This window comes from Pseudomonas sp. DTU12.3, assembly GCF_004124275.1.
In the GTDB taxonomy this organism is placed as follows: domain Bacteria; phylum Pseudomonadota; class Gammaproteobacteria; order Pseudomonadales; family Pseudomonadaceae; genus Aquipseudomonas; species Aquipseudomonas helmanticensis.
In genome coordinates this window covers 2,429,361-2,449,076 of the sequence record NZ_CP027218.1, presented here as the reverse complement: position 1 = coordinate 2,449,076, position 19,716 = coordinate 2,429,361, and the positions used below count along the sequence as shown (strand labels likewise).

16 protein-coding genes are annotated in these 19,716 nt (G+C 60.6%); 2 read left to right on the top strand and 14 right to left on the bottom strand.

What is annotated here, in order from left to right:
• Nucleotides 1–97: 97 nt before the first annotated feature.
• From C2E19_RS11150 to C2E19_RS11135, 4 genes are all read right to left on the bottom strand, one after another.
• On the bottom strand, nt 98–1,540 hold the full coding sequence (locus C2E19_RS11150) for a mechanosensitive ion channel family protein (protein WP_129391718.1): 1,443 nt from the start codon (nt 1,538–1,540) through the stop codon (nt 98–100).
• A gap of 165 nt (nt 1,541–1,705) precedes the next feature.
• Nucleotides 1,706–2,332, bottom strand: a complete 627-nt coding sequence (ycaC, locus tag C2E19_RS11145; protein ID WP_129391715.1) for an isochorismate family cysteine hydrolase YcaC — start codon at nt 2,330–2,332, stop codon at nt 1,706–1,708.
• Nucleotides 2,333–2,389: 57 nt separating this feature from the next.
• Nucleotides 2,390–3,073 carry an isochorismatase family protein gene (locus C2E19_RS11140; protein WP_129391712.1) on the bottom strand — a complete coding sequence of 228 codons (684 nt, stop codon included), beginning with the start codon at nt 3,071–3,073 and terminating at the stop codon, nt 2,390–2,392.
• A gap of 86 nt (nt 3,074–3,159) precedes the next feature.
• Nucleotides 3,160–4,026 carry a pirin family protein gene (locus tag C2E19_RS11135; RefSeq protein ID WP_129391709.1) on the bottom strand — a complete coding sequence of 289 codons (867 nt, stop codon included), beginning with the start codon at nt 4,024–4,026 and terminating at the stop codon, nt 3,160–3,162.
• A gap of 105 nt (nt 4,027–4,131) precedes the next feature.
• Here C2E19_RS11135 and C2E19_RS11130 point away from each other — a divergent pair, with 105 nt between their 5' ends.
• Both C2E19_RS11130 and dkgB read left to right on the top strand, forming a co-directional pair.
• Entirely contained in the window at nt 4,132–5,040 is a 909-nt protein-coding gene (locus C2E19_RS11130; RefSeq protein WP_129391706.1) for a LysR substrate-binding domain-containing protein, read from the top strand.
• A gap of 216 nt (nt 5,041–5,256) precedes the next feature.
• Complete coding sequence (dkgB, locus tag C2E19_RS11125) at nt 5,257–6,060, top strand: 2,5-didehydrogluconate reductase DkgB (protein WP_129391703.1); 804 nt, start codon at nt 5,257–5,259, stop codon at nt 6,058–6,060.
• Here the strand turns inward: dkgB and C2E19_RS11120 are convergent, their stop codons facing one another.
• The 10 genes from C2E19_RS11120 to C2E19_RS11075 all read right to left on the bottom strand — a co-directional run bounded on the left by C2E19_RS11120 (nt 6,061) and on the right by C2E19_RS11075 (nt 19,685).
• Nucleotides 6,061–9,279, bottom strand: coding sequence for a transporter substrate-binding domain-containing protein (locus C2E19_RS11120; RefSeq protein WP_129391700.1), 3,219 nt, complete (start codon nt 9,277–9,279; stop codon nt 6,061–6,063).
• Between the two features lie 10 nt (nt 9,280–9,289).
• On the bottom strand, nt 9,290–9,916 hold the full coding sequence (locus tag C2E19_RS11115; protein ID WP_129391697.1) for a response regulator transcription factor: 627 nt from the start codon (nt 9,914–9,916) through the stop codon (nt 9,290–9,292).
• Nucleotides 9,917–10,058: 142 nt separating this feature from the next.
• On the bottom strand, nt 10,059–10,493 hold the full coding sequence (locus C2E19_RS11110) for a chemotaxis protein CheY (protein WP_129391694.1): 435 nt from the start codon (nt 10,491–10,493) through the stop codon (nt 10,059–10,061).
• A 90-nt stretch (nt 10,494–10,583) separates the two neighbouring features.
• Nucleotides 10,584–11,804 (bottom strand): EAL domain-containing protein, encoded by a 1,221-nt coding sequence (locus C2E19_RS11105; RefSeq protein WP_129391691.1) that lies wholly within the window; start codon nt 11,802–11,804, stop codon nt 10,584–10,586.
• On the bottom strand, nt 11,797–12,186 hold the full coding sequence (locus C2E19_RS11100; protein WP_129391688.1) for a hypothetical protein: 390 nt from the start codon (nt 12,184–12,186) through the stop codon (nt 11,797–11,799). The genes C2E19_RS11105 and C2E19_RS11100 overlap by 8 nt, the downstream gene beginning before the upstream one ends.
• Before the next feature lie 169 nt (nt 12,187–12,355).
• Nucleotides 12,356–14,476 (bottom strand): autotransporter outer membrane beta-barrel domain-containing protein, encoded by a 2,121-nt coding sequence (locus C2E19_RS11095; protein ID WP_129391686.1) that lies wholly within the window; start codon nt 14,474–14,476, stop codon nt 12,356–12,358.
• A gap of 230 nt (nt 14,477–14,706) precedes the next feature.
• Nucleotides 14,707–15,480, bottom strand: a complete 774-nt coding sequence (locus C2E19_RS11090; RefSeq protein ID WP_129391684.1) for an OmpA family protein — start codon at nt 15,478–15,480, stop codon at nt 14,707–14,709.
• A 10-nt stretch (nt 15,481–15,490) separates the two neighbouring features.
• On the bottom strand, nt 15,491–15,904 hold the full coding sequence (locus C2E19_RS11085) for a DUF4398 domain-containing protein (protein ID WP_129391682.1): 414 nt from the start codon (nt 15,902–15,904) through the stop codon (nt 15,491–15,493).
• A gap of 83 nt (nt 15,905–15,987) precedes the next feature.
• Entirely contained in the window at nt 15,988–17,088 is a 1,101-nt protein-coding gene (locus C2E19_RS11080; protein ID WP_164979418.1) for a fimbrial protein, read from the bottom strand.
• Complete coding sequence (locus tag C2E19_RS11075; RefSeq protein WP_129391678.1) at nt 17,088–19,685, bottom strand: fimbria/pilus outer membrane usher protein; 2,598 nt, start codon at nt 19,683–19,685, stop codon at nt 17,088–17,090. Before C2E19_RS11075 ends, C2E19_RS11080 begins: the two co-directional genes overlap by 1 nt.
• Nucleotides 19,686–19,716 lie beyond the last annotated feature (31 nt).

Genomic DNA, 19,716 nt, shown 5'->3' with positions numbered 1-19,716 from the left:
AATGTGGGATCTAAAGTAGTCCTGCAACGCCGCCGGACAAATAGCCAATCTCCCGGAAGACGAGTAGACCAGCCGTTTGTCCGCTTCCCGCAAGCATTCAGACTTGATTGCGCAGCCATTGCAAAAAGCCCTTCTTGGCCACCACCGCCGGCACGTCCGCCGTCAGGGCCTGGGCCTTGTGCAAGCGGTAATCGAGCAAGGCCTTCATCGCATCGTTGATGTCGTGACGCGCATCCAGACACGGTTTGAGGTAGGTCTTTTCGATGCGGTACAACGCACAGAAGGTTTTCGCGGCAAACGTCGCCGGCACCGACGAGTCGGAAAGAATGCCCGCTTCACCGATGACCTCGCCAGGCCCCATACGCCCGGATTCGAACGGCGCACCGTGACGAATCAAGGTCACCGATACCACGCCGGATTCGATGATGAACAAATGATCGCTGACCTCGCCCGCCTCGAGAATCGTCTCGCCGGCGCGAAAGGTTTTCAGTGTCATGTTCTGGCTAAAGGTGTCTTTCTCTTCCTGACGCAACGTCGAGAAAATCGGCGAACTGTCGAGCAGCGCGCGCGGCCGCGACAGGTTGGTGGGGGCAACGCTTTCATCGCTCGACAGCAGATTGAACCCGGACGCCTGCAAGTGCCGGTAAGCCAGGTCGAACAGCTGATTGCGCACCACGCGTTTTTCGCCCATCGAGGCGACAAAGCCGCTGATCTCGTATTCCGCACCGCCGCTGTCGGAGCTTTTCAGCGCCACACTCGGCGCCGGCGTGTCGAGCAATTGCCGGCACCCCTGCATCGCCCGCTCCAGCGCATCAATCACCGAATTGGGCCGGGCGTGCGGGCTGACCTGCACGCTGACCGAGACGCCGAACATATTGCTCGGCCGACTGAAGTTGATGATCTTGGCCTTGGCCGCCAGCGAGTTGGGAATCACCGCCATGCTGCCCTGGCTGGTTTGCAGACGCGTGGCGCGCCAGTCGATGTCGGTGACCCGGCCTTCGGTGCCGTCGATGGAAATCCAGTCATCCAGTTGATAGGGCTTGGTGGTGTTGAGGACGATCCCGGAAAACACGTCGCTCAAGGTGCTCTGCAAGGCCAGACCAACGATGATCGCCAGCGCGCCGGACGTCGCCAGCACCCCTTTGACCGGCAGGTCGAGCACATAGGCCAGTGCAGCAATGATCGCGATGAGGAAAATTACCGCGCCGAGCAAATCCTGCAACAGCCGTCCGGTGTGGCCGACCCGTTGCATCATTACCGCACCGATCAATACCGTCAGGGTGCGCGCGCCGAACAGCCACCAGCCAATCTGCAACCCGGTCGCCGCCAGGTGCAACGGCACGTTGTCGGCCCACGGTGCCGGCTCCATCGGGTTGAGGCCTTCGTTGAACAACAGGATGCTGAACAGGCTGAAAATCAGCACACGCACCAGCAGTTTCCACTCGCTGCCACGGGAACTGATCAGGCGCCACAGCCCCAGATCGAGGAGGATCAGGATCAACGCGCAAAACAACGGATGTTCAGTCAGCAGAGACAGCATCAAACAACTCCGACAGGGGCCAATCGCGAGAAGATCGCACAGATTGGAACAGTGTAGGAGCAAATCACCACACCCCCTGTAGGAGCTGCCGCAGGCTGCGATCTTTTGATCTTTAAAAACAACATCAAAAGATCGCAGCCTGCGGCAGCTCCTACAGGGAATTGGTTATTTGTCGTTGGTCAGGCTGTTGTAGCTGGTGAACAGATTGCGGTAATCCGGGATGTGGTTGGAGAACAGCGTGCCCAGGCCTTCGATGTCGTTGCGCCAGTCGCGGTGCAACTCGCACGCCAGGCCGAACCAGGTCATCAGTTGCGCGCCGGCCATCGACATGCGGTTCCACGCCGAATCGCGGGTCAGTTCGTTGAACGTGCCGGAGGCATCGGTGACCACGAACACATCAAAGCCTTCCTCCAGCGCCGACAGCGCCGGGAACGCCACGCAGACTTCGGTGACCACGCCGGCGATGATCAACTGCTTCTTGCCGGTGGCCTTGATTGCCTTGACGAAATCTTCGTTGTCCCAGGCGTTGATCTGCCCCGGGCGAGCGATGTACGGCGCGTCGGGGAAGAGTGCCTTGAGCTCCGGCACCAGCGGGCCATTGGGGCCGGTTTCAAAACTGGTGGTAAGGATGGTCGGCAGCTTGAAGTACTTGGCCAGGTCGGCCAGCGCCAGCACGTTGTTCTTGAATTTGTCCGGGTCAATATCGCGCACCAGCGACAGCAGGCCGGCCTGGTGATCGACCAGCAGAACGGCAGCGTTGTTCTTGTCCAGACGTTTGTATTGAGTGGTCATTGCAGTAATCCTCGCGGGTGATAGAGGCCGACCGGTGGTCGGCCCCAGGAGACTCGATCAGCGCTGCGAATCCAGCACTTCGTGTTCGTTCGCGACTTGCTGAGCCTTGAGGTAGCTCTCGATCAGCAATTGATAATGCGGCATGGCTTGGGCGTAGACGGCCGCCCACTGTTCGGCATCGGGACGGTTCCACGAGCCTTGCAGCTCGGAAAGCGTAGCCATGATGTCGATCGGCACCACCCCGGCCTGGGCCAAACGGGCAACTGTCAGATCAGTGGCCAGTTTCGAGTGATTACCGGACGCATCGACCACGGCGAACACTTTGTAGCCTTCATGCACCGCAGCGATGGACGGGAACGCCAGGCAGACGCTGGTCAACGTGCCGGCAATGACCAGGGTTTTCTTGCCAGTGGCTTTGACTGCCGCGTGAAACTCCGGGTTGTCCCAGGCATTGATCTCGCCTTTGCGCGCCACGTATTGCGCATGCGGCGCGGCTTGGTGAATCTCCGGGATCAACGGCCCGTTCGGCCCTTGTGGCACGGAGGCGGTGGTGATCACCGGCATCTTCAGCAGCGTCGCCGCTTTGGCCAGTGCGATGGCATTGGCGCGCAGTTGCGGCACGTCCATGTCCTTGACGATCTGGAACAGACCGCTCTGGTGGTCGATCAACAACATGGCGGCGTCGTTGGCATCGATGGTCGGTTTCTGGCCATTGAAGTTCGCTGCATTGACAGTGTTCATGTGCGTTTCCTCTTTTCTTTAGGCAACAGCCATCCCTGGCCTGCGAACCGGCCTACGCGTCCTGTGTAGAGCGGAGTGGTGGTGCGTTAAGCGTGCATCTGGCCGAAGCGGCCGGACTGGAAGTCGGCGAAGGCCTGGTGGATTTCCTGCTCGGTGTTCATCACGAACGGGCCATGACCGACGATCGGCTCATCGATTGGCTCGCCGCTGAGCAACAGCACCACGGCGTCCCGGCTGGCTTCGAGGGTCAGTTGCTTGCCGTCACGTTCGAACAGCGCCAACTGCCCTTCGCGTACCGACTCCAGACCGTTGACCTGCACCGAGCCTTTCAACACCACCAGCGCGGTGTTGCGGCCTTCATGCAGATCCAGCGTCAGCAACTTGCCGGCGTTGAGGCGCAGATCCCACACGTCGATCGGGGTGAAAGTGCGCGACGGCCCGGTGTGGCCATCGAACTCACCGGCGATCAGGCGCAGGCTACCGGCGTTGTCCTTGAGCGCGATGCTCGGGATGTCGCTGTCGAGGATGGTCTGGTAGCCCGGCGCAGCCATTTTGTCCTTGGCCGGCAGGTTGACCCACAACTGGACCATTTCCAGTTTGCCGCCGGTTCTGGCGAAGTTCTCCGAGTGAAACTCCTCATGGAGGATCCCCGAAGCAGCGGTCATCCATTGCACATCGCCCGGGCCGATGGTGCCGCCACTGCCGGTCGAGTCGCGGTGCTGCACTTCGCCTTCATAAACAATAGTCACGGTTTCGAAACCGCGGTGTGGATGCTGACCAACGCCACGCCGTTCGGTGGTCGGGGTGAAATCGGCAGGGCCGGCGTGATCGAGCAGCAGGAACGGGCTGATGTGTTTGCCGAGGTTGTCGTAGGAAAACAGCGTGCGAACCGGGAAACCATCGCCGACCCAATGGCCGCGCGGGCTGGTATAGATACCGATGATATTTTTCATGGTGGTCTCCAATTAGGGTGAGTGACGCGATGGATTAAGCTTAAATCCGTAGCCATTAATGCACTAGACTGCAAAAACCAGCCTTAGCGTTCTATATGGAGAACGATGGTGGAAGACCTCAACACCCTCTACTACTTCACCCAAGTGGTCGAACATCATGGCTTCGCCGCCGCCGGGCGCGCGCTCGACATGCCCAAATCGAAACTCAGCCGGCGTATTTCCGAGCTGGAAGAGCGCCTTGGCGTGCGCCTGCTGCATCGCACCAGCCGCCATTGTTCGCTGACTGAAATCGGCCAGGCGTATTACCAGCGCTGCCTGGCCATGCGCATCGAAGCCGAGAGTGCCGCCGAGCTGATCGAACGCAATCGCTCCGAGCCGCAAGGGCTGGTGCGCCTGAGTTGCCCGACGGCGCTGCTCAACTCGTGGGTCGGGCCGATGCTCACCCGCTATTTGCTCAAGTATCCGCTGGTAGAACTGTTCATCGAGAGCACCAACCGTCGCGTCGACCTGATTCACGAGGGATTTGATATCGCCTTGCGCGTGCGCTTTCCGCCATTGGAAAACACCGACATGGTGATGAAGGTACTCGGTAACAGCATGCAATCGGTGGTGGGCAGCCCGCAGTTTGTCGAGCGTCTGTCGTCACCGCCCTCGCCTGCTGACCTCAATGGTTTACCAAGCCTGCATTGGGGCGCGGCGCAGCGTGAGTATCAGTGGGAGTTATTGGGGCCGAACGACAACACCGCGCTGATCCGCCATACGCCGCGAATGGTCACCGATGATTTGATCGCCTTGCGTCAGGCGGTGATTGCCGGGGTGGGTGTGGCGCATTTGCCAAGTGTCGTTGTGCGTGACGACATTGCCGCCGGGCGGGTGGTGGAGTTGATTCCAGGGTGGGCACCGAAATGCGGGGTGGTGCATGCGATCTTTCCGTCGCGGCGCGGGCTGTTGCCGTCAGTGCGCACGTTGATTGATTTTCTCGGCGAAGAGTTTGCTCAAAGTGACATTGCCTGAATCGGCGGTGCGCCCTTCGCGAGCAAGCCCGCTCCCACAGGAGAATGCATTCCAATGTGGGAGCGGGCTTGCTCGCGAAGGGGCCAACCCAGACAACACAAAACTCAAGATTGATTCATGACTTCTGCTCAACACAGCTTTGCCCCACCAGCGGTTTTTCTCACGGATGCAGACGCGGATACTCCAGCCCATTCCCACTGCAACCCTGGAGTTCTCATGTCTGTTCCCGCTTTCGGCCTCGGCACGTTCCGCTTGCAAGGCCAGGTCGTCATCGACTCGGTCAGCACCGCCCTTGAACTCGGCTACCGGGTCATCGACACCGCGCAAATCTACGAAAACGAAGCAGACGTCGGCCAGGCGATTGCCGTCAGCGGCATCCCGCGCGAAGAGTTGTTCATCACCAGCAAGATCTGGATCGCCAATTTCGCCAAGGAGCGCCTGATCGACAGCCTCAAGGAAAGCCTGCAAAAGCTGCAAACCGACTACCTCGACCTGACGCTGATTCACTGGCCATCGCCGGAAGATCAGGTGCCCGTCGCAGAATTCATGGGCGCGCTGCTGGAGGCCAAGCGCATGGGCCTGACCCGGCAGATCGGCGTTTCCAACTTCACCATCGACCTGATGAAACAAGCAATCGCCGCGGTCGGCGCAGAGCACATTGCGACCAACCAGATCGAACTGCACCCGTATCTGCAAAACCGCAAAGTCGTCGAGTTCGCCGAAAGCCAGGGCATCCACATCACCTCGTACATGACCCTCGCATACGGTGAAGTGGTGCAGGATCCGCTGATCCGGCAGATCGCCGAACGCCTGCACGCCACCCCGGCGCAAGTGACGTTGGCGTGGGCCATGCAATCGGGTTACGCGGTGATTCCGTCGTCGACCAAACGCGCCAACCTGCAAAGCAACCTCAGCGCCAGCGCGCTGACCTTGAGCGACGCGGACATGGCGCTGATTGCCTCGCTGGATCGCGGCCATCGCCTGACCAGCCCGAAAGGCATTGCGCCTGCCTGGGACTGATCAGCCCTGCAGCCGCTGCGCGAGGCTGTCCATGGCATCGCGCACGGCGTTGGTCGCCGTGGCGACTGGCTCTGTTTCAGTCTCTCGACAGGCTTGTTCAAGTTTCGCGCAGGCCGACACCAACCGAGCTGCGCCGACCATTTGCGCACCACCCTTGATGTGGTGTGCAAGGTCGCGCAACCCTGCGCGATCCTGTATCGGACGCAGACTTTCCAAACGCTGCAGATCATGCAGCAGACTGCTCAAGACTTCTTCGCGCAAACGCTGGATCAGCGCGTGATTGTTGCCAGTCATGTGTTCCAGAGTGCTCAGATCGATCTCTTTCAGCGGCTCTGCTGCGCCCGGTTCAACCTCACCTGGACAATCGCCTGCGCCATTCAACGCCAGATCCAGATCATCCAGACGAATCGGTTTGAACAGGCAGTCGTCCATACCCGCCTGTAGGCAACGGCGTTTTTCCTCGACCTGTGCATTGGCGGTAAACCCGATGATCAGGCAGGGTCTACGGCCAGTTGCCGACTCTTCTTCACGAATGGCCTGCGCGAGTTCATAGCCGTTACGCCGGGGCATATTGCAGTCGCTGATGACCACATCGAACGGCTGCGCGCGCCAGCATTCCAGGCCTTGGTTACCGTCCTCGGTGTCGACCGTACGGTGGCCGAGTTCGCTCAGTTGCCAGCACAACAGCAAGCGGTTCACCGGATGATCGTCGACCACCAGCACGTGCAGCGAACGCCTCGGAGTGTCCAGCGTTTGCGCCACTTCAGCATCCGGCACACGCGCCGTCAGCATCGGCAACTGCAAGCTGACTTCAACCCGCGTGCCCTCGCCCGGCACGCTGTCGAGCCGTAAAGTGCCGGCCATCATTTCGCACAGACTGCGGCTGATCACCAGGCCCAACCCGGACCCGCTGCGCACCGCTTGCGAAGAGTTGCCGACCTGAACAAACGGGCTGAACAAGCGTTGTCTGTCCTGCTCGCTGATACCGATACCGCTGTCTTCGATGACGACGCGCACCGTCAATTGCTCGGGGGCCATTGCGGACACCTGCAAACGCAGACTGATTTCGCCCTCTTCAGTGAACTTGATCGCGTTGTTCAACAGATTCGACAGCACCTGTTTGAAACGGGTCGGATCGATCAACACATCGACGTCGCTGTGCGCATCCAGATCAAGGTGCCAGAGCAAGCGTTTCTGCCGCGCCAGTCCTTCGAATACCCGGCACACCGAGGCCACCAGCTCGCGCAGATTGGCCCGTTCGGGGTTAATGGACAGGTGCCCCGACTCGATGCGCGCAATATCGAGAATGTCGCCGATCAACGCCAGCAATTGCTGACCGGCACCGGATGCCACCTGGATCGCCAGACGGTCGGTGACGCCCTCGTCGGCGCGCTTCAAAGCCAGTTCAAGCATGCCGATCAGGGCATTCATCGGCGTGCGGATTTCATGGCTCATGGTGGCGAGAAAGGTCGTCTTGGCCCGGTTGGCGTCGTCGGCGGCCTCCTTGGCTTCCTGCAATTGCGCCAACCATTGCTGGCGTTGACGAATCTGCCAGCGCTGGAAGGCGATCCAGCCGAGCGCCAACAGCAGCAGACCGGCAGCGACAGCGAAGCCCTGAATGATTGCGCGCCGGTGGCGTAACCAATAACTGTCGTCCGCCACTACGTCATGGCTCCAGCGCTCGATCAGGTCGTCCATTTCCTGCGGGGCGATGCTCAACAACGCTTTGTTCAGAATCGAATGCAGCGCCGTTGCCTGCGGCGCCGTGGCCAAGGCGATACGTGCCGGTTGATCGCCCACCGTGCTGAGAACGCGCAAACGTGTAGGGTAGTAGCGATCGATCAGATAACGCGCGACCACCAAGGAACTCACCGTCGCATCGACCTGGCCCTTGTCGATCAACGCCATGCCCTCGGCCGGGCTCTTGACCTCGACCAGGCGCAACTGCGGCACGCGCTCCAGCAGATAGCCGCGCAGTGGATGACCACGGTAAATCGCCAGGCGCTTGCCCGCGAGATCGTCGAGACGGCGTGGGCTCTGCGCGCTCGTCGCACTGATCAGCACGAATGGATTGTTCAGGTAAGCCCGGGTGAAGCGCAGTTCCAGCTCGCGCTCGCTGCTCGGCGTCACCACCGGCAAGACGTCGAGTTCGCCAGCCTTGAGTTGCTCGATCTGCCGATCCAGCGAGCCACCGCGCACAATCTCGAAGTTGAGGCCACTGCGCTGGGCGATCAGGCTCAGCAGTTGCGCAGAGAGCCCGCGAAAACGATTGTCCGCATCAAAGAATGTCAGCGGCGCAAAATCCTCGACGGCACCGACCCGTATGACCGGATGCGCAGTCAGCCAGCGCTGCTCACTGGCGCTCAGACGGATCCGCGCTTGCGCGGTCATTTCGACGCGACCGGCACTCCAGCGTTGTTCGATGAGCTGGCGCCGCTCCAGCGGAATCGCCAGCAGTGCCTTGTCGACGAGGCGCTTGAGACGGGCATCGCTGCGCAGCAAGGCAAAACCGAACGGGCTGGCATCAAGCCCCGACGGGCCGGCCAGTTGCAGGTCGTTGCGATAATTGGTGTTGATCAGATAATTGGCGCTGATGAGGTCGCCGAGGTAGACGTCATCCGCGCCGAACGCCACTGCGCCCAAGGCATCCATGGCCGAGGCGTAGCGTTGCACGCTGGCCTCGGGATAGAACGCCTGCACGCTCGATGCCGGTAAGTAGTCCTCGACCATGGCGATGCGCTTGCCAGCCAGATCTGCCGGCAGCGACTCATCGAGCCGGATCACCAGCATCGGCTGATCTTCAGCATAGCCACGCGACAGAATCACTTCGGGATCGGCAGTCTCGAAACTGTTCGAGGTACCCAGCAGGTCGATCTCGCCGCGCTTGAGTGCAGCCATCACCGCGTCCCGACGCGCGTAGCGCTGCACTTCGATGCGCAGACCGAGCAATTGCGCGAGCAGATCGGCGTAATCGGCGGTCAGGCCTTCAAGGTCCAGTTGATTGCGGGTGATTTCGAACGGCGGGTAATCCGGACCGGAAATGCCGATGCGCAACAGCGGATGCTGGCGCAGCCACTGCCGATCCTGATCGTCCAGGCGCAGCTGGACATGCTCCAGGCGGGTGCGCGTCAGCACTTCCAGCACCTGCGGTGTTTCGCTGGCCAGACAAGGCATCGCCAGCAACAGCCACAAGGTCAAACTCCAGCGCCGGACATTCATGCGTGATCTCTCAGATCAAGTGATTACGCTTGGCAAAATCGCGCAGGTGCACCGCCGAACCCACACCCAGTTTTTTCATCAGGCGGGTTTTATAGGTGCTGACGGTCTTGTGACTCAGGTGCATGTCTGCGGCAATCGCCTTGTTCGCCTTGCCCTGGCCCAACTGCTCGAAGATGCTCAACTCACGGTCGGACAATTGATCGATCATCTGTTTTTCAGTGGTCAGCAACGGCGTCAGCGTGCCGGTCCTGTCGGCCAATGCCGAAAAATAGGTGTAGCCCGACATCACCGCCTGAATGGCTTTGTGCAATTGCTGCAAGTGATTGGTTTTGGTGACGAACGCTGTGGCCCCGGCGCGCAGGCAGCGTTCCTGATAGAACAGCGGATCATGCGAGGTGAACACCAGTATCCGGCAATCAAGCGCATTGGCGCGGATCCGGGCCAACACGTCCAGCCCGTCGAGGGCCGGCAGACGCAGATCGAGTATCACCAGCTTGGGCGCATGCTCACGAATCAGCGGCACCACCTCGTTGCCATTCGCCGCCTCGTGAATCACCTTGAAGCCTTCGCTTTGCAGCACGATTCTGACGGCGGCGCGCACCACCGGATGATCATCGACGATCAACGCTGACTTCATGACCTCTCCCGCTGCAATAGCATGACGATGGCGCCGCATGGCCACGCGCTGCGCACAGATAAGCTGCGCAGTGACTGTTGCATGGGAATCGGGGCGAATCTACCTGTCAGATCTGACAGTTGCGACTGGCAAAATTCTATGCTCAAGCTTGACGTTGCAGGCTCGGCGTTCGATCCCACCGGCGGGTGGCGAGGTCCTTGGGCACATCGACCAGGGCCATCAGATGCTTGATTGCTGGGGCCTGCGGCAATGTCGCGTGACTGATCTGCACATTGTCCTGAGCAAAACCGGGCGTCGTCTGCACAGGCGCCGATGGCTCGTTGTAGATCAAGGCATGACGCACCTGCGGGTTGTCGAGGAAAAACCCCAGCAGGTCCAGCGAACCGGCCGCCAGCTCGGCGTTGATCACCACCACATCGAACGGTTCACAACCATAGTCGACCAGCGTCAGCAGCTCGGCGAGGGTTTGCACCGGCGCCACACGGTAGTAGTCGAGGCCATTGAACAGTCGCTCGATTTTCATCCGGTGAAAATGCTGCGGGTCGGCGATGAGGATGCGCAGGGCTTTATTGATCATGGTCGATCTCCCGGTAGGATGGGTTTCTGGGTGAGGCAAGATTACGCAAGCCCTGTGAAGGGATCTGTAGGATCTTTCCGAAAGAAAAGGTCATTCATCCGCGGTTTTCCGAGCGTTGCGCTGTTGCAGCCAGTCGAGCAGATCCGCCCCGGACATTGGTCGCGCGTACCAGTAGCCCTGCCCTTGCGTGCAGCCCAGCGCCAACAGTTCGCGGCGCTGGGCGTCGGTCTCGATGCCCTCGATCACCACGCTCATACCGAGGGTTTCGCCCAGCGCCAGCGTGCTGCTGATCGCCGCCCGGCAGCGCGGTTCATGTTCGAGGTTGCGAATGAAATCAGCGTCGAGCTTGATCTCGTTGAACGGTAATTGGCACAGGCGCTGTAACGAAGAAAACCCGGCGCCGAAGTCGTCGATCGACAAGCGGCAACCCATCATGCGCAGGCGTACCAAGGTTTCGAGGCTGGTGGCCGGCGCTTCGAGCAGGCCGCTTTCGGTCAGTTCGAACGTCAGGCTCGCACCCGAAGTGGCATGTCGCGCCAACAGGCTGCGCAGTCTCGAAGTCAGCTCACCGCTGGCCAGTTGCACCGCTTGCAGGTTGAACGCCATGTTCAAGGCAAAGCCCTGCTCACGGGCACTGCGCTGCACGGCCAAGGCCTGATCCAACTGCGCAAACAGTAACGGGTCGAGCAAACCGCAACGCTCCAGCACCGGCATGAACAGCGCCGGGGAAATAATCCCCTGTGTCGGATGCAGCCAGCGGCACAGCACCTCAACGCCACACACCTCACCGGTGTGCAAATTGAATTTGGGTTGATACCAGGCGTGCAACTGCTGTGCGGCCAGCGCCTGACGCACGGCGCTTTCGCTGGCCAGCGTGATCACCGCGGCGGGTGCCTGCGGCAGTGCCGGGCGGTGGACGAACTTGTCGAGCAGCTCCGCCAGTACTTGCCCATGCAGCGGCTTGCCGACATCCCCGAGCAATTCCAGCCCGAGCAACGCGACCATCTGATGCACGGCCCGCCGCAAGTCCGCCGACAGCGAACTGCTGATGATCACCGACTTGACCTGCCCCGTAGCACCGACCCGCTGGAGAAACTCCAGGCCGTCCATCCCTTCCATTTGCAAATCGCACAAGGCCACGTCGACCGTGCCAAGGGTTTGCAGCAATGCCAATGCCTGCGCGCCGTCACTCGCTTCGAAGACTTCCTCGCAACCGAGGGTGCGCAGCATGTTGACCGCCACCGAGCGCTGGAAGGCATGGTCTTCCAGTACCAGCACGCGCAACGGCAGTGCGGGAGATCGTCTAAACATCGAGTTGCTCCAGCAGAGGGCCAAGGGTTTGCCGATCCGGCGTACGGATCAGGCTCAAATGACGGCGCGCAGTGGTATAGATCGGCTCGGCCCAAGCCTGGCCTCGGCGCGCGTCATAAATCACGCCGTGACGAATCTGCGCACAGCTCTGAAAAAACCGCACCGGATCGATGCCGGCGGCGGCCATCAGTTCACCGTTGATCAGCATCAGGTCAAAGTGCTCGAACGGCTCGTGCGAGTACTGGGTCACGCCCAGTAATTCACGAAACGAACGCACCGGCGTCAGGGCGCAGTAACCCAGTTCATTCAGGGATTTGCCGATTCTGGACTGCAGCGTGGGCAGTTCTTCGGCAATCAGGATTCGCCAGCATTTGTAGGACATGGGTTTCGCAGTTATAGGAAAAAGGTTGTTGCTCGGAAGGCAACAGGCCACACGCTAACCAAAAAATGCTGCGCGGCATGTAAGACAAGTCTGAAAAAACCAGCGGAACGTTCTGGATGACCGCAAAGCAAAAAGCCACACCGGAACAATCCGACGTGGCTTGATGTGTTTACCAGAGGTAGCGATAACCGAGACTCACCCCGAACGGTTGCTCGATACCGTTGCCTTTGGCGTATTCGGCATCCAGGGAGATTTTGCTCTTCTCACTGACTTGCAAGACACCACCGAAGCCCAGCTCCAGCCGATTACCCGGCAAGCGGGCATCAAGCTTGTTGCCGTTGACCTCGACTTTGCTGCTGCCCGCATGCTCGGTGATGTAGGACGCTTTGACATACGGCTGGACCTGCATGCCATTGCCCAGTTGCAGGCTGCGACCGAACAGCGAGCCAACCCGGCTTTGCAGTGAGTCGAGGTTGTCGGACTTGACCCGCAGACCGTTGCTGGCGGTGTAGCTCGCACCTTGGGTGCGGGTTGCGGTGAGTTCCACTTGCGGCTCGACGAACCAGCCATCCTGCAAATCGATACGCTTGCCGACTTCGATGTCCGCGCCAATCCCGTTGGTGCTGTAGGAGCCCTTTACCGCCTGGCCCAGATTGCTCGGCGTTTTGATATCGGTGTCGAAGCGGCTGTACTTCAGAACGCTGTCGACATACACGCCATTGTCGTTGAGATACGTGGCGTAGATGCCGAACATCCGGCTGTCGATGTCGCCGCTGGCGCCTTCGCCGAAGTCCAGGTCGGAGCGTGCCGAACCGAGCATGCCACCGACGTAGACCTTGCCGCTGTCGACGCTAAAAGCCTTGTCGGCGCCGATTTCCAGACCGCTGACGTCTTGGGTGTAGGCGCGACTGGAGCGCTCGCTGACGTCGAAACGCTTGCCGATGGCGCGGGTCCAGACACCGCCGTCATCCTTGCCCATGCGCAGTTCGCCAAGGCGTTTGACCAAAGCGTTCATTTGCGCGCCCCACAAACTGGCGCCGGCGGTGTGTGCAGCGATGGCCGCATTGGCACCTTTGGAGAGATGCTCGGGCGCCGGATCAATCGGCCGTGGTGGCGTCACCGGAACCACCGGCTCAAGCGGCTCGGCCGGATCCACGGGTTTAACCGGGTCGACTGGCTCAAGCGGCATGGCACCGCTGCTCGCCAACACCCAGTCATCACCCTGTTGCTGCAAGGTGTAGCGAAAGGCGCCCGCATCGACATGCCCACCGTAGAGTCCGAACTTAGCAATGCCACCGTTAGTGTCGACCAACCGCAAGCGACCATCGGCGGTGACCGGTTCGTGCCCGGTATCGCCCACGATCAAGGTGTGATCACCGCTGGCGAGGCCGGCGCCTTGGACGATCAGCAAGTCGTCGCGTTGATTGGCGATGTCGGTGTTCATCAAAATACTGCCGCTGCCGGACAGGGCATTGACGGTAAACGTCTTGAAGCTGCCGTCGCTGCTCGGCGCAAACGCCAGCCGCCCGCCGTCGAGAGTCAACGAGTCAACGGTTTTCACCCCGTTTTCCATGACGTTGACGGTACCGCCCGCCTGCGCCACCAGGCCATTGGCTTGCGCGCCGCTGTACAGATTGACCTGGCCACCGTTGCCGACCGTGCTGTTGTAGGCCGTGCCGGTGTCGTACACGCTTTGCGTGCCGCCCTGGATTTGCGTGTCATTGGCCACTGCGCCACCGAGCAGGCCCCGACGCAGGGTCTGCTCGCCCCCGGCATTGATCACACTGCCGTTGGCCACCGCCATGTTGCTCAGGTTCTGCACGCCGGCAGGCCCGACCTGAGTGTCGTTGGCTATGGCCAGGACATCCAGCGTCTGCACACTGCCGGCGTTGATCAACGTGCGGTTGGCCGTGGACCGCGTGACGGTTTGCTGACTGGCATCGAGTACGGTGTCATTGGCGATACCACTGGTGTTGACCACCTGTGTGCCGCCGTTATTGACCAGCGTGCCATGGCTGATGCCACTGGAAACGTTTTGCGTCGCACCGTCGACCAGGGTGTCGTAGCTCACACCGTTCTGGAACACATTCTGTGAACCACTGCCGCTGACGGTAGTGCGGTGGGCGGTGCCGTTGGTACCAATCGATTGAATGCCCGTGGTGACGCTTTCGTCGTATACCACTGCCCCACTGTTGACTGAGGCCGTGTAGGCGCTGGCGTGCAGGGGCATCAGCAACGCCACGGCGACGGCAACCGGTGTGCGCTGGAACATCGGGAAACGGCTTTTCATCAACTGAGCCTCACGTGCGCCTCAATGGGCAACGGCGTAAATCGAGTTGAGTTCGAACCTCTGAAGGAACCGGTTCGCACTCGGGGAACCGGCAATTTAGATAAGCGGCGGGATTTTTTGAGTAGGACTTTTCCTTGTATGTGTAGGAAATTTCCTAATCGCTCTGATCGGTCTTGACCCGAGCCTTCACACAGAAGAGCGAGCCCGTTGCAGACTCGCTTGTTCGATCATCAGCCGCGTGCGCCGACCACGCTTGAACCGTAGGAGATGATCACTTCCACCCGCCGGTTGAGCTGACGGGAACGGGCATTGCCATTGTCGGCAACCGGGAACTGCTTGCCGTAGCCCTTGGTGATCAATCGGTCAGCGCCGATGCCCATTTGCGTGAGCGCAAAGGCGACTGCATCGGCGCGACGCTCCGACAGACGCTGATTGAAATCGTCGCTGCCGACATCGTCGGTGAACCCTTCGATGCGTACCTTGCACTCCGGGTTGGCCGTCAGGTACTGCGCCAGTTGTTCAAAATTGCGCTGGCTGCCGTACTTGAGATCGGCTTTGCCGGTGTCGAACAGCACATCGCCGAAAGTGACGACTTCACCGCGCTGGGTTTTCTGCGCCTTCATCGCTTGCAGCGCTTTCAACTGCTGGGTGCGTACATCGAGTTGCACCTGAGTGCGCTCGGCGTCGATTTTCTTCAGCCCCGCCTCAGCCTCACGACCGACAATGGTCTGCTCGGCGAGGGCGATTTTCTGACTGGCCAGATACGCCAGCTGATCGATCTGCGGCGCCTGGCGATCCTTCAGCGAAGCCTGGTCGGCGGCGTTCAGTGCGCTGAATGCAGACTTGGTTTCAATCGCCGCCAACGTGTTGGATTCAGGCTTTTGCTGGAGCACCGAGAATTGCGCGCGAGCTTGCAGCAGTTGCGGATTCTCGGGTGGTGTAGCGCACCCGACGAGCATCACGGCAAACAGCGAAGCAACAGGCAACAGTTTGAAATTGGGCATGGACAGATCCTTATTGCGCGTCGGCAGGCGTGTTGAAACCGGTGATCGGGTCTTGCAGCATTTCCTGCTTGAGCACCTGGATGCCGCTACGCGCGTCGGTCAGTTGTTTCTGCCACTTCACCGCGCGGGATTTCCGCTCGGCGAGGTTGGCGTCGGCTTCGATCTGCTCGGCAAGCACTTTCGCTTGCGGGTAATTTTTCTCGCCAAGCGCACGCTCCATCAGGAACATCTTGTCCTGCGCAGCTTTCATTTCCAGTGGCGCATATTGCGTCGCTTCCGCCGAGACCGCACGGTTGACCGCATCGCGCGACAGGCTGATCTGCTGTTCGGGAATCGGCGCACTGGCGCAGGCGCTCAAGGCCCCGGCCATGATCAACAGGCACGCCGACTGGCGCGCGCGCGAAGACACACGTTGAATACTCATCTAACACTCCTGATAGTGAAGTCCGGGCCCGGTCGTTATTGATCTATAGGCCCGCACGGGTGGCGCTCAAACAAGTCGGTGGATCAGTAGTAATTGATGGTGAAAGTCGCCGTGGCATTGGCCGGGCCGGCGGTAATGCTGTCGCCGGTCTGGATGTAGCGAGCCTTCAACGGGATGGTGTAGCTGGCGCCCTCGACCGCGCGCGGCGTGATGCCGCTGGCGCGCAAAGTCGCCAGTGGCAATGGCGTGCCATGGCTGTCGGCGATTTGCAGGCCGACGCCAGTGGCGGCCGGGTCTGCGCCGGGCGCGCTCGGGTTCAGGCTCATGATGCCGAGGTTGGGAGTGATCGCCGTGCGGGTCGGGTCGAGGCGCACTTGCAGCACGTTATTTTTGCGTGAGTCGAGGTTGCTCGATGTACCGTCACTGGCCCAGCGCGGGCCGGTGTTCTGGTAGTAGCCGTTGAATGCCGGGCAGTTGTTCAGGGCGATGGAGAAATCCTGCCACTGCGTGAATGTGTTCTTGCCGGAAAACTCGTTGAGCATGTGCGTGCCCATCGGCACGGTAACGTCCGGGGTCTGGCAAGTACGCGAGACGATGTTGATGCTGCCCGAGAAGTTCACACGACTGACCTCCACATTGTTGCTGGTCACCCAACGCTGGTCAGCCGTAGGTAATTGGGCACCCTGGATGGTGCCCGGAGAAACATCGCCAATTTTGATCAGGGACATATCAAAGATCAGGGTGTTCTGGATCGTCCAGATGCAAGCATTGACTCCACCGCCACAGTTGGTTCCATTACCGGAAAATGGCAATGCACTACCGGCGTACCAAATGGCAACGCCAATGCCGGGAACTCCGCTCTGATAAACATTTCCTGCCCAAGGCGTTCCAGCCCAAGAGGACAAGCCCAGCGGCTTGTTCGGCAGACCCCGGCGGGTCTCAATGTTGTACAGACCGGCGCTGCACGACAGTCTGACAAAAGTCGCCGCCTGGAAGGTCTGCCGGTAAATCTCTGCACCCAACGGTACATCGCGCCCCACCGTCAGATTACCGCCCAACAACGGTTGGGTTCTGACCATCGTCGATGTCCCATCAATGAAATTACAGTCAGCCAACGCCGCGCCAGCCGATAACGACAAGCCTGCCAACAGCAGACCCGACTTGAACGCTCCGATGATTTTCATCACTTGTACCCCTGTGCGCTGTTCACAGAAGCAACGCGATTGTCTGAATGATTCACCGAGCACACCACGTCCACCTGACGCAGTGACTTGCCCGCACTTTTGCCCGCCGGCAACGCCAGCGCACATTGCTGCCCGGCCTGGCTACCCCAACTGATCAACAGCCGGCGCGCGTCTTCCTTGACCCGGGCGTAGAGCTGGCCGCCCTGCCCGACCACGCCCACCGAGACGCCACGGTCATCGACCACACCGGCACCGAACGGCAGCGCACTGCCATCGTCCAGCGTGACGTTGAGCAACACCGCCTGACCGTTTTGCGTGCCGTACTTGAGCGCCACCACGGCACCGGCGCGCGGCGCGACTTGCTGGCTGGTTTCGCTCAACTCGACGTCGAGCGACGTGCCCAGCGGATCGATGGCCACTTCGTTCAATTCGTACGGACGCAAGTACGGCACCACCGCGTTGCCACGGCTGTCGAGTTTCAAACCGGGGAAGCCGACGACTTTCGCGCCCTCGGCACCCTCGGCAGTGATCACCGCCATGGTTTCGCCGCGATAGGGCGTCAGCGTCACGCCGTTCGGGTGCGCGACCACGCTGCCGCTGGCATTCAGCGACAGGCTGTCGTAACCCGCACCGCGGCTGACGGTCGCGCCAACAATGGCTTTCGGGCCGATGTACTGGCCGTTGACCGAGGTACTGTTGGTGCGACTTGCACCTTCGTGGCCGGCAGTCACGCCATAGTTGTATTGGCGGTCCGCACCGGCGGTACCACTGAGGGTCGCCTGTTCGCTGTAGTTGCCGTCGGTGTCACGCATGACCCGCGCCGACAACTGCGGACGGTTGACCGAGGAGCCGAATTCGAGCGGCATGCTCACCGTGAACAGCAGACTGTTTTCCATCTCGCCGACACCGCTGCGCGCACGGTTGGCGCTGACGCCATAGCTGACCGAACCGACCTGCTTGTTGTAGCTGAACTGGTACTGCACATCGCTGCCCGGCAGGTTCCAGTAGTTCTGGGTAAACCCGTTGAACGCGACCTGGCCCCAGTCGCCCAGACTCTGGTTGGCGGTCAGCGAAAGACGACTGCGCGGTCGCCCGAACAGGCTGGTGTCGAGGCCCTTTTGCTCGGCATCGATGAGTTGCACGGCGTTGCTGAAATCGAGGTAGTTTTGCGTGGAAAACCGTGTCGCCGCCACGGCAAAGTTACTGCCGGTTTCGAGGATATTCTTGCTGTAGCTCAGGCGTGCACTCTGGCCGCTGGCAGTGCCGCTTTTCAGGTCGGTCTGCGCCTGCGTGACGTCTACTGCCACCGCACCGAGCGGCGTGCTGAACGCCAGGCCGCCGAGGGCCGAGCGATAGTTGTCACTGACTTGCGCACCGCCATAACCGGTAAAAATATTGTTCAGGCCACGCTGGTAGGTGCCCTGAAACAGCTTGGCCTGGCTGTCGATGTAGTTGTTGCGGGTTTCACCGGCAGTGACGCTGAAACGCGAGGTGCCCGGACGCAACAATTGCGCGGTCGAAGCGAACGGCACGATAAAGCTCTGCTCACTGCCATCGGCTTCGTAAACAGTGACGTCGAGGTCGCCGCCATATCCGGTCGAGTACAGGTCATCGATGACGAAGGCGCCCGGCGCCACCGTGGTTTCATACAACAGATTTCCGGCCTGACGCACTGCCACCCGCGCACTGGTGCGGGCAATGCCACGGATCACCGGCGCATAACCGCGTTGGGATTCGGGCAACATGCGATCGTCAGTGCCCAGTTGCACACCGCGATACGCCAGGGTGTCGAAAATCTCCCCACTGGTGTTGGCTTCGCCGAGGGTCAACTGGCTCTTGAGCGAGGTGATGTCGCGTTGGGCGTAGGTGTTGAGGACTTGATAATCCTGGCCGTTGAATTTGTCCCAACTGGCCGAGCCGTTGTGGCGCAGACGCCAGTCACCAAGGTTCAGCCCGGCGTTCAGACCGAGGTAGGCCGAGTCGTAATTGCCGGTGTCGGTCTTGTTGTGGTTGGCGTTGAAGTTGTAGCTCAGGGTGCCAGCCGTCACACCACGATCCCACAGTTCAGGGCTGACGTAACCACGGGCATCGCGACGCAGGGCGACCTGCGGAAGGCTGATATCCAATTGCTGAGTGGACGGCGAAAACATCGCCGTCGCGCCTTCGATCAACTGCGCGATGTCGAGGCACGAAGCACCGCTCTCCACGCTGGCCGTAGCTTCGGCAGACAACCGGCGGAAATCTACGCCGATCAACTCCAGCACGCCGCGACTGAAACACACGGTCGGGTGGCTGCCATCGGCGTCGGCATTGATGCGGATGTCTTGACGGGTCACCAGTTTGCCATTGACCGCGACGTCAGCGCGGTACTCGCCGGGCAACACCGGGTTGCCCTGCTGGTAGGCGGTGAGATCCAGAGTCTGCGAATCCTCGGGGAGGAACGCGTCGTTGAACTGCACGTCTTCGGCGAAAGCCGCCTGGGCCGCAAACACCGCAGAAACCCCGGTCAGCGCCTGGAGCACCAGAGCGGCCACGGGATTCAAGGCAAAGCGAGGGCGAGCCTGTGGGCGCGCCCCCAGGCGTGGAAGAGTTTTCATAGGTTACTCGTGCGCTAAAACGTTCGCGGAA

Excerpts from the sequence above, each read along its gene's own strand:
- C2E19_RS11130 (WP_129391706.1), top strand. The coding sequence starts at position 4,132 with ATGGTGGAAGACCTCAACACCCTCTACTACTTCACCCAAGTGGTCGAA.
- C2E19_RS11075 (WP_129391678.1), bottom strand. The coding sequence starts at position 19,685 with ATGAAAACTCTTCCACGCCTGGGGGCGCGCCCACAGGCTCGCCCTCGC.
- C2E19_RS11105 (WP_129391691.1), bottom strand. The coding sequence starts at position 11,804 with ATGTTTAGACGATCTCCCGCACTGCCGTTGCGCGTGCTGGTACTGGAA.
- C2E19_RS11140 (WP_129391712.1), bottom strand. The coding sequence starts at position 3,073 with ATGAACACTGTCAATGCAGCGAACTTCAATGGCCAGAAACCGACCATC.
- C2E19_RS11110 (WP_129391694.1), bottom strand. The coding sequence starts at position 10,493 with ATGATCAATAAAGCCCTGCGCATCCTCATCGCCGACCCGCAGCATTTT.
- C2E19_RS11095 (WP_129391686.1), bottom strand. The coding sequence starts at position 14,476 with ATGAAAAGCCGTTTCCCGATGTTCCAGCGCACACCGGTTGCCGTCGCC.
- C2E19_RS11100 (WP_129391688.1), bottom strand. The coding sequence starts at position 12,186 with ATGTCCTACAAATGCTGGCGAATCCTGATTGCCGAAGAACTGCCCACG.
- dkgB (WP_129391703.1), top strand. The coding sequence starts at position 5,257 with ATGTCTGTTCCCGCTTTCGGCCTCGGCACGTTCCGCTTGCAAGGCCAG.
- C2E19_RS11120 (WP_129391700.1), bottom strand. The coding sequence starts at position 9,279 with ATGAATGTCCGGCGCTGGAGTTTGACCTTGTGGCTGTTGCTGGCGATG.
- C2E19_RS11080 (WP_164979418.1), bottom strand. The coding sequence starts at position 17,088 with ATGAAAATCATCGGAGCGTTCAAGTCGGGTCTGCTGTTGGCAGGCTTG.
- ycaC (WP_129391715.1), bottom strand. The coding sequence starts at position 2,332 with ATGACCACTCAATACAAACGTCTGGACAAGAACAACGCTGCCGTTCTG.
- C2E19_RS11150 (WP_129391718.1), bottom strand. The coding sequence starts at position 1,540 with ATGCTGTCTCTGCTGACTGAACATCCGTTGTTTTGCGCGTTGATCCTG.
- C2E19_RS11115 (WP_129391697.1), bottom strand. The coding sequence starts at position 9,916 with ATGAAGTCAGCGTTGATCGTCGATGATCATCCGGTGGTGCGCGCCGCC.
- C2E19_RS11090 (WP_129391684.1), bottom strand. The coding sequence starts at position 15,480 with ATGCCCAATTTCAAACTGTTGCCTGTTGCTTCGCTGTTTGCCGTGATG.
- C2E19_RS11135 (WP_129391709.1), bottom strand. The coding sequence starts at position 4,026 with ATGAAAAATATCATCGGTATCTATACCAGCCCGCGCGGCCATTGGGTC.
- C2E19_RS11085 (WP_129391682.1), bottom strand. The coding sequence starts at position 15,904 with ATGAGTATTCAACGTGTGTCTTCGCGCGCGCGCCAGTCGGCGTGCCTG.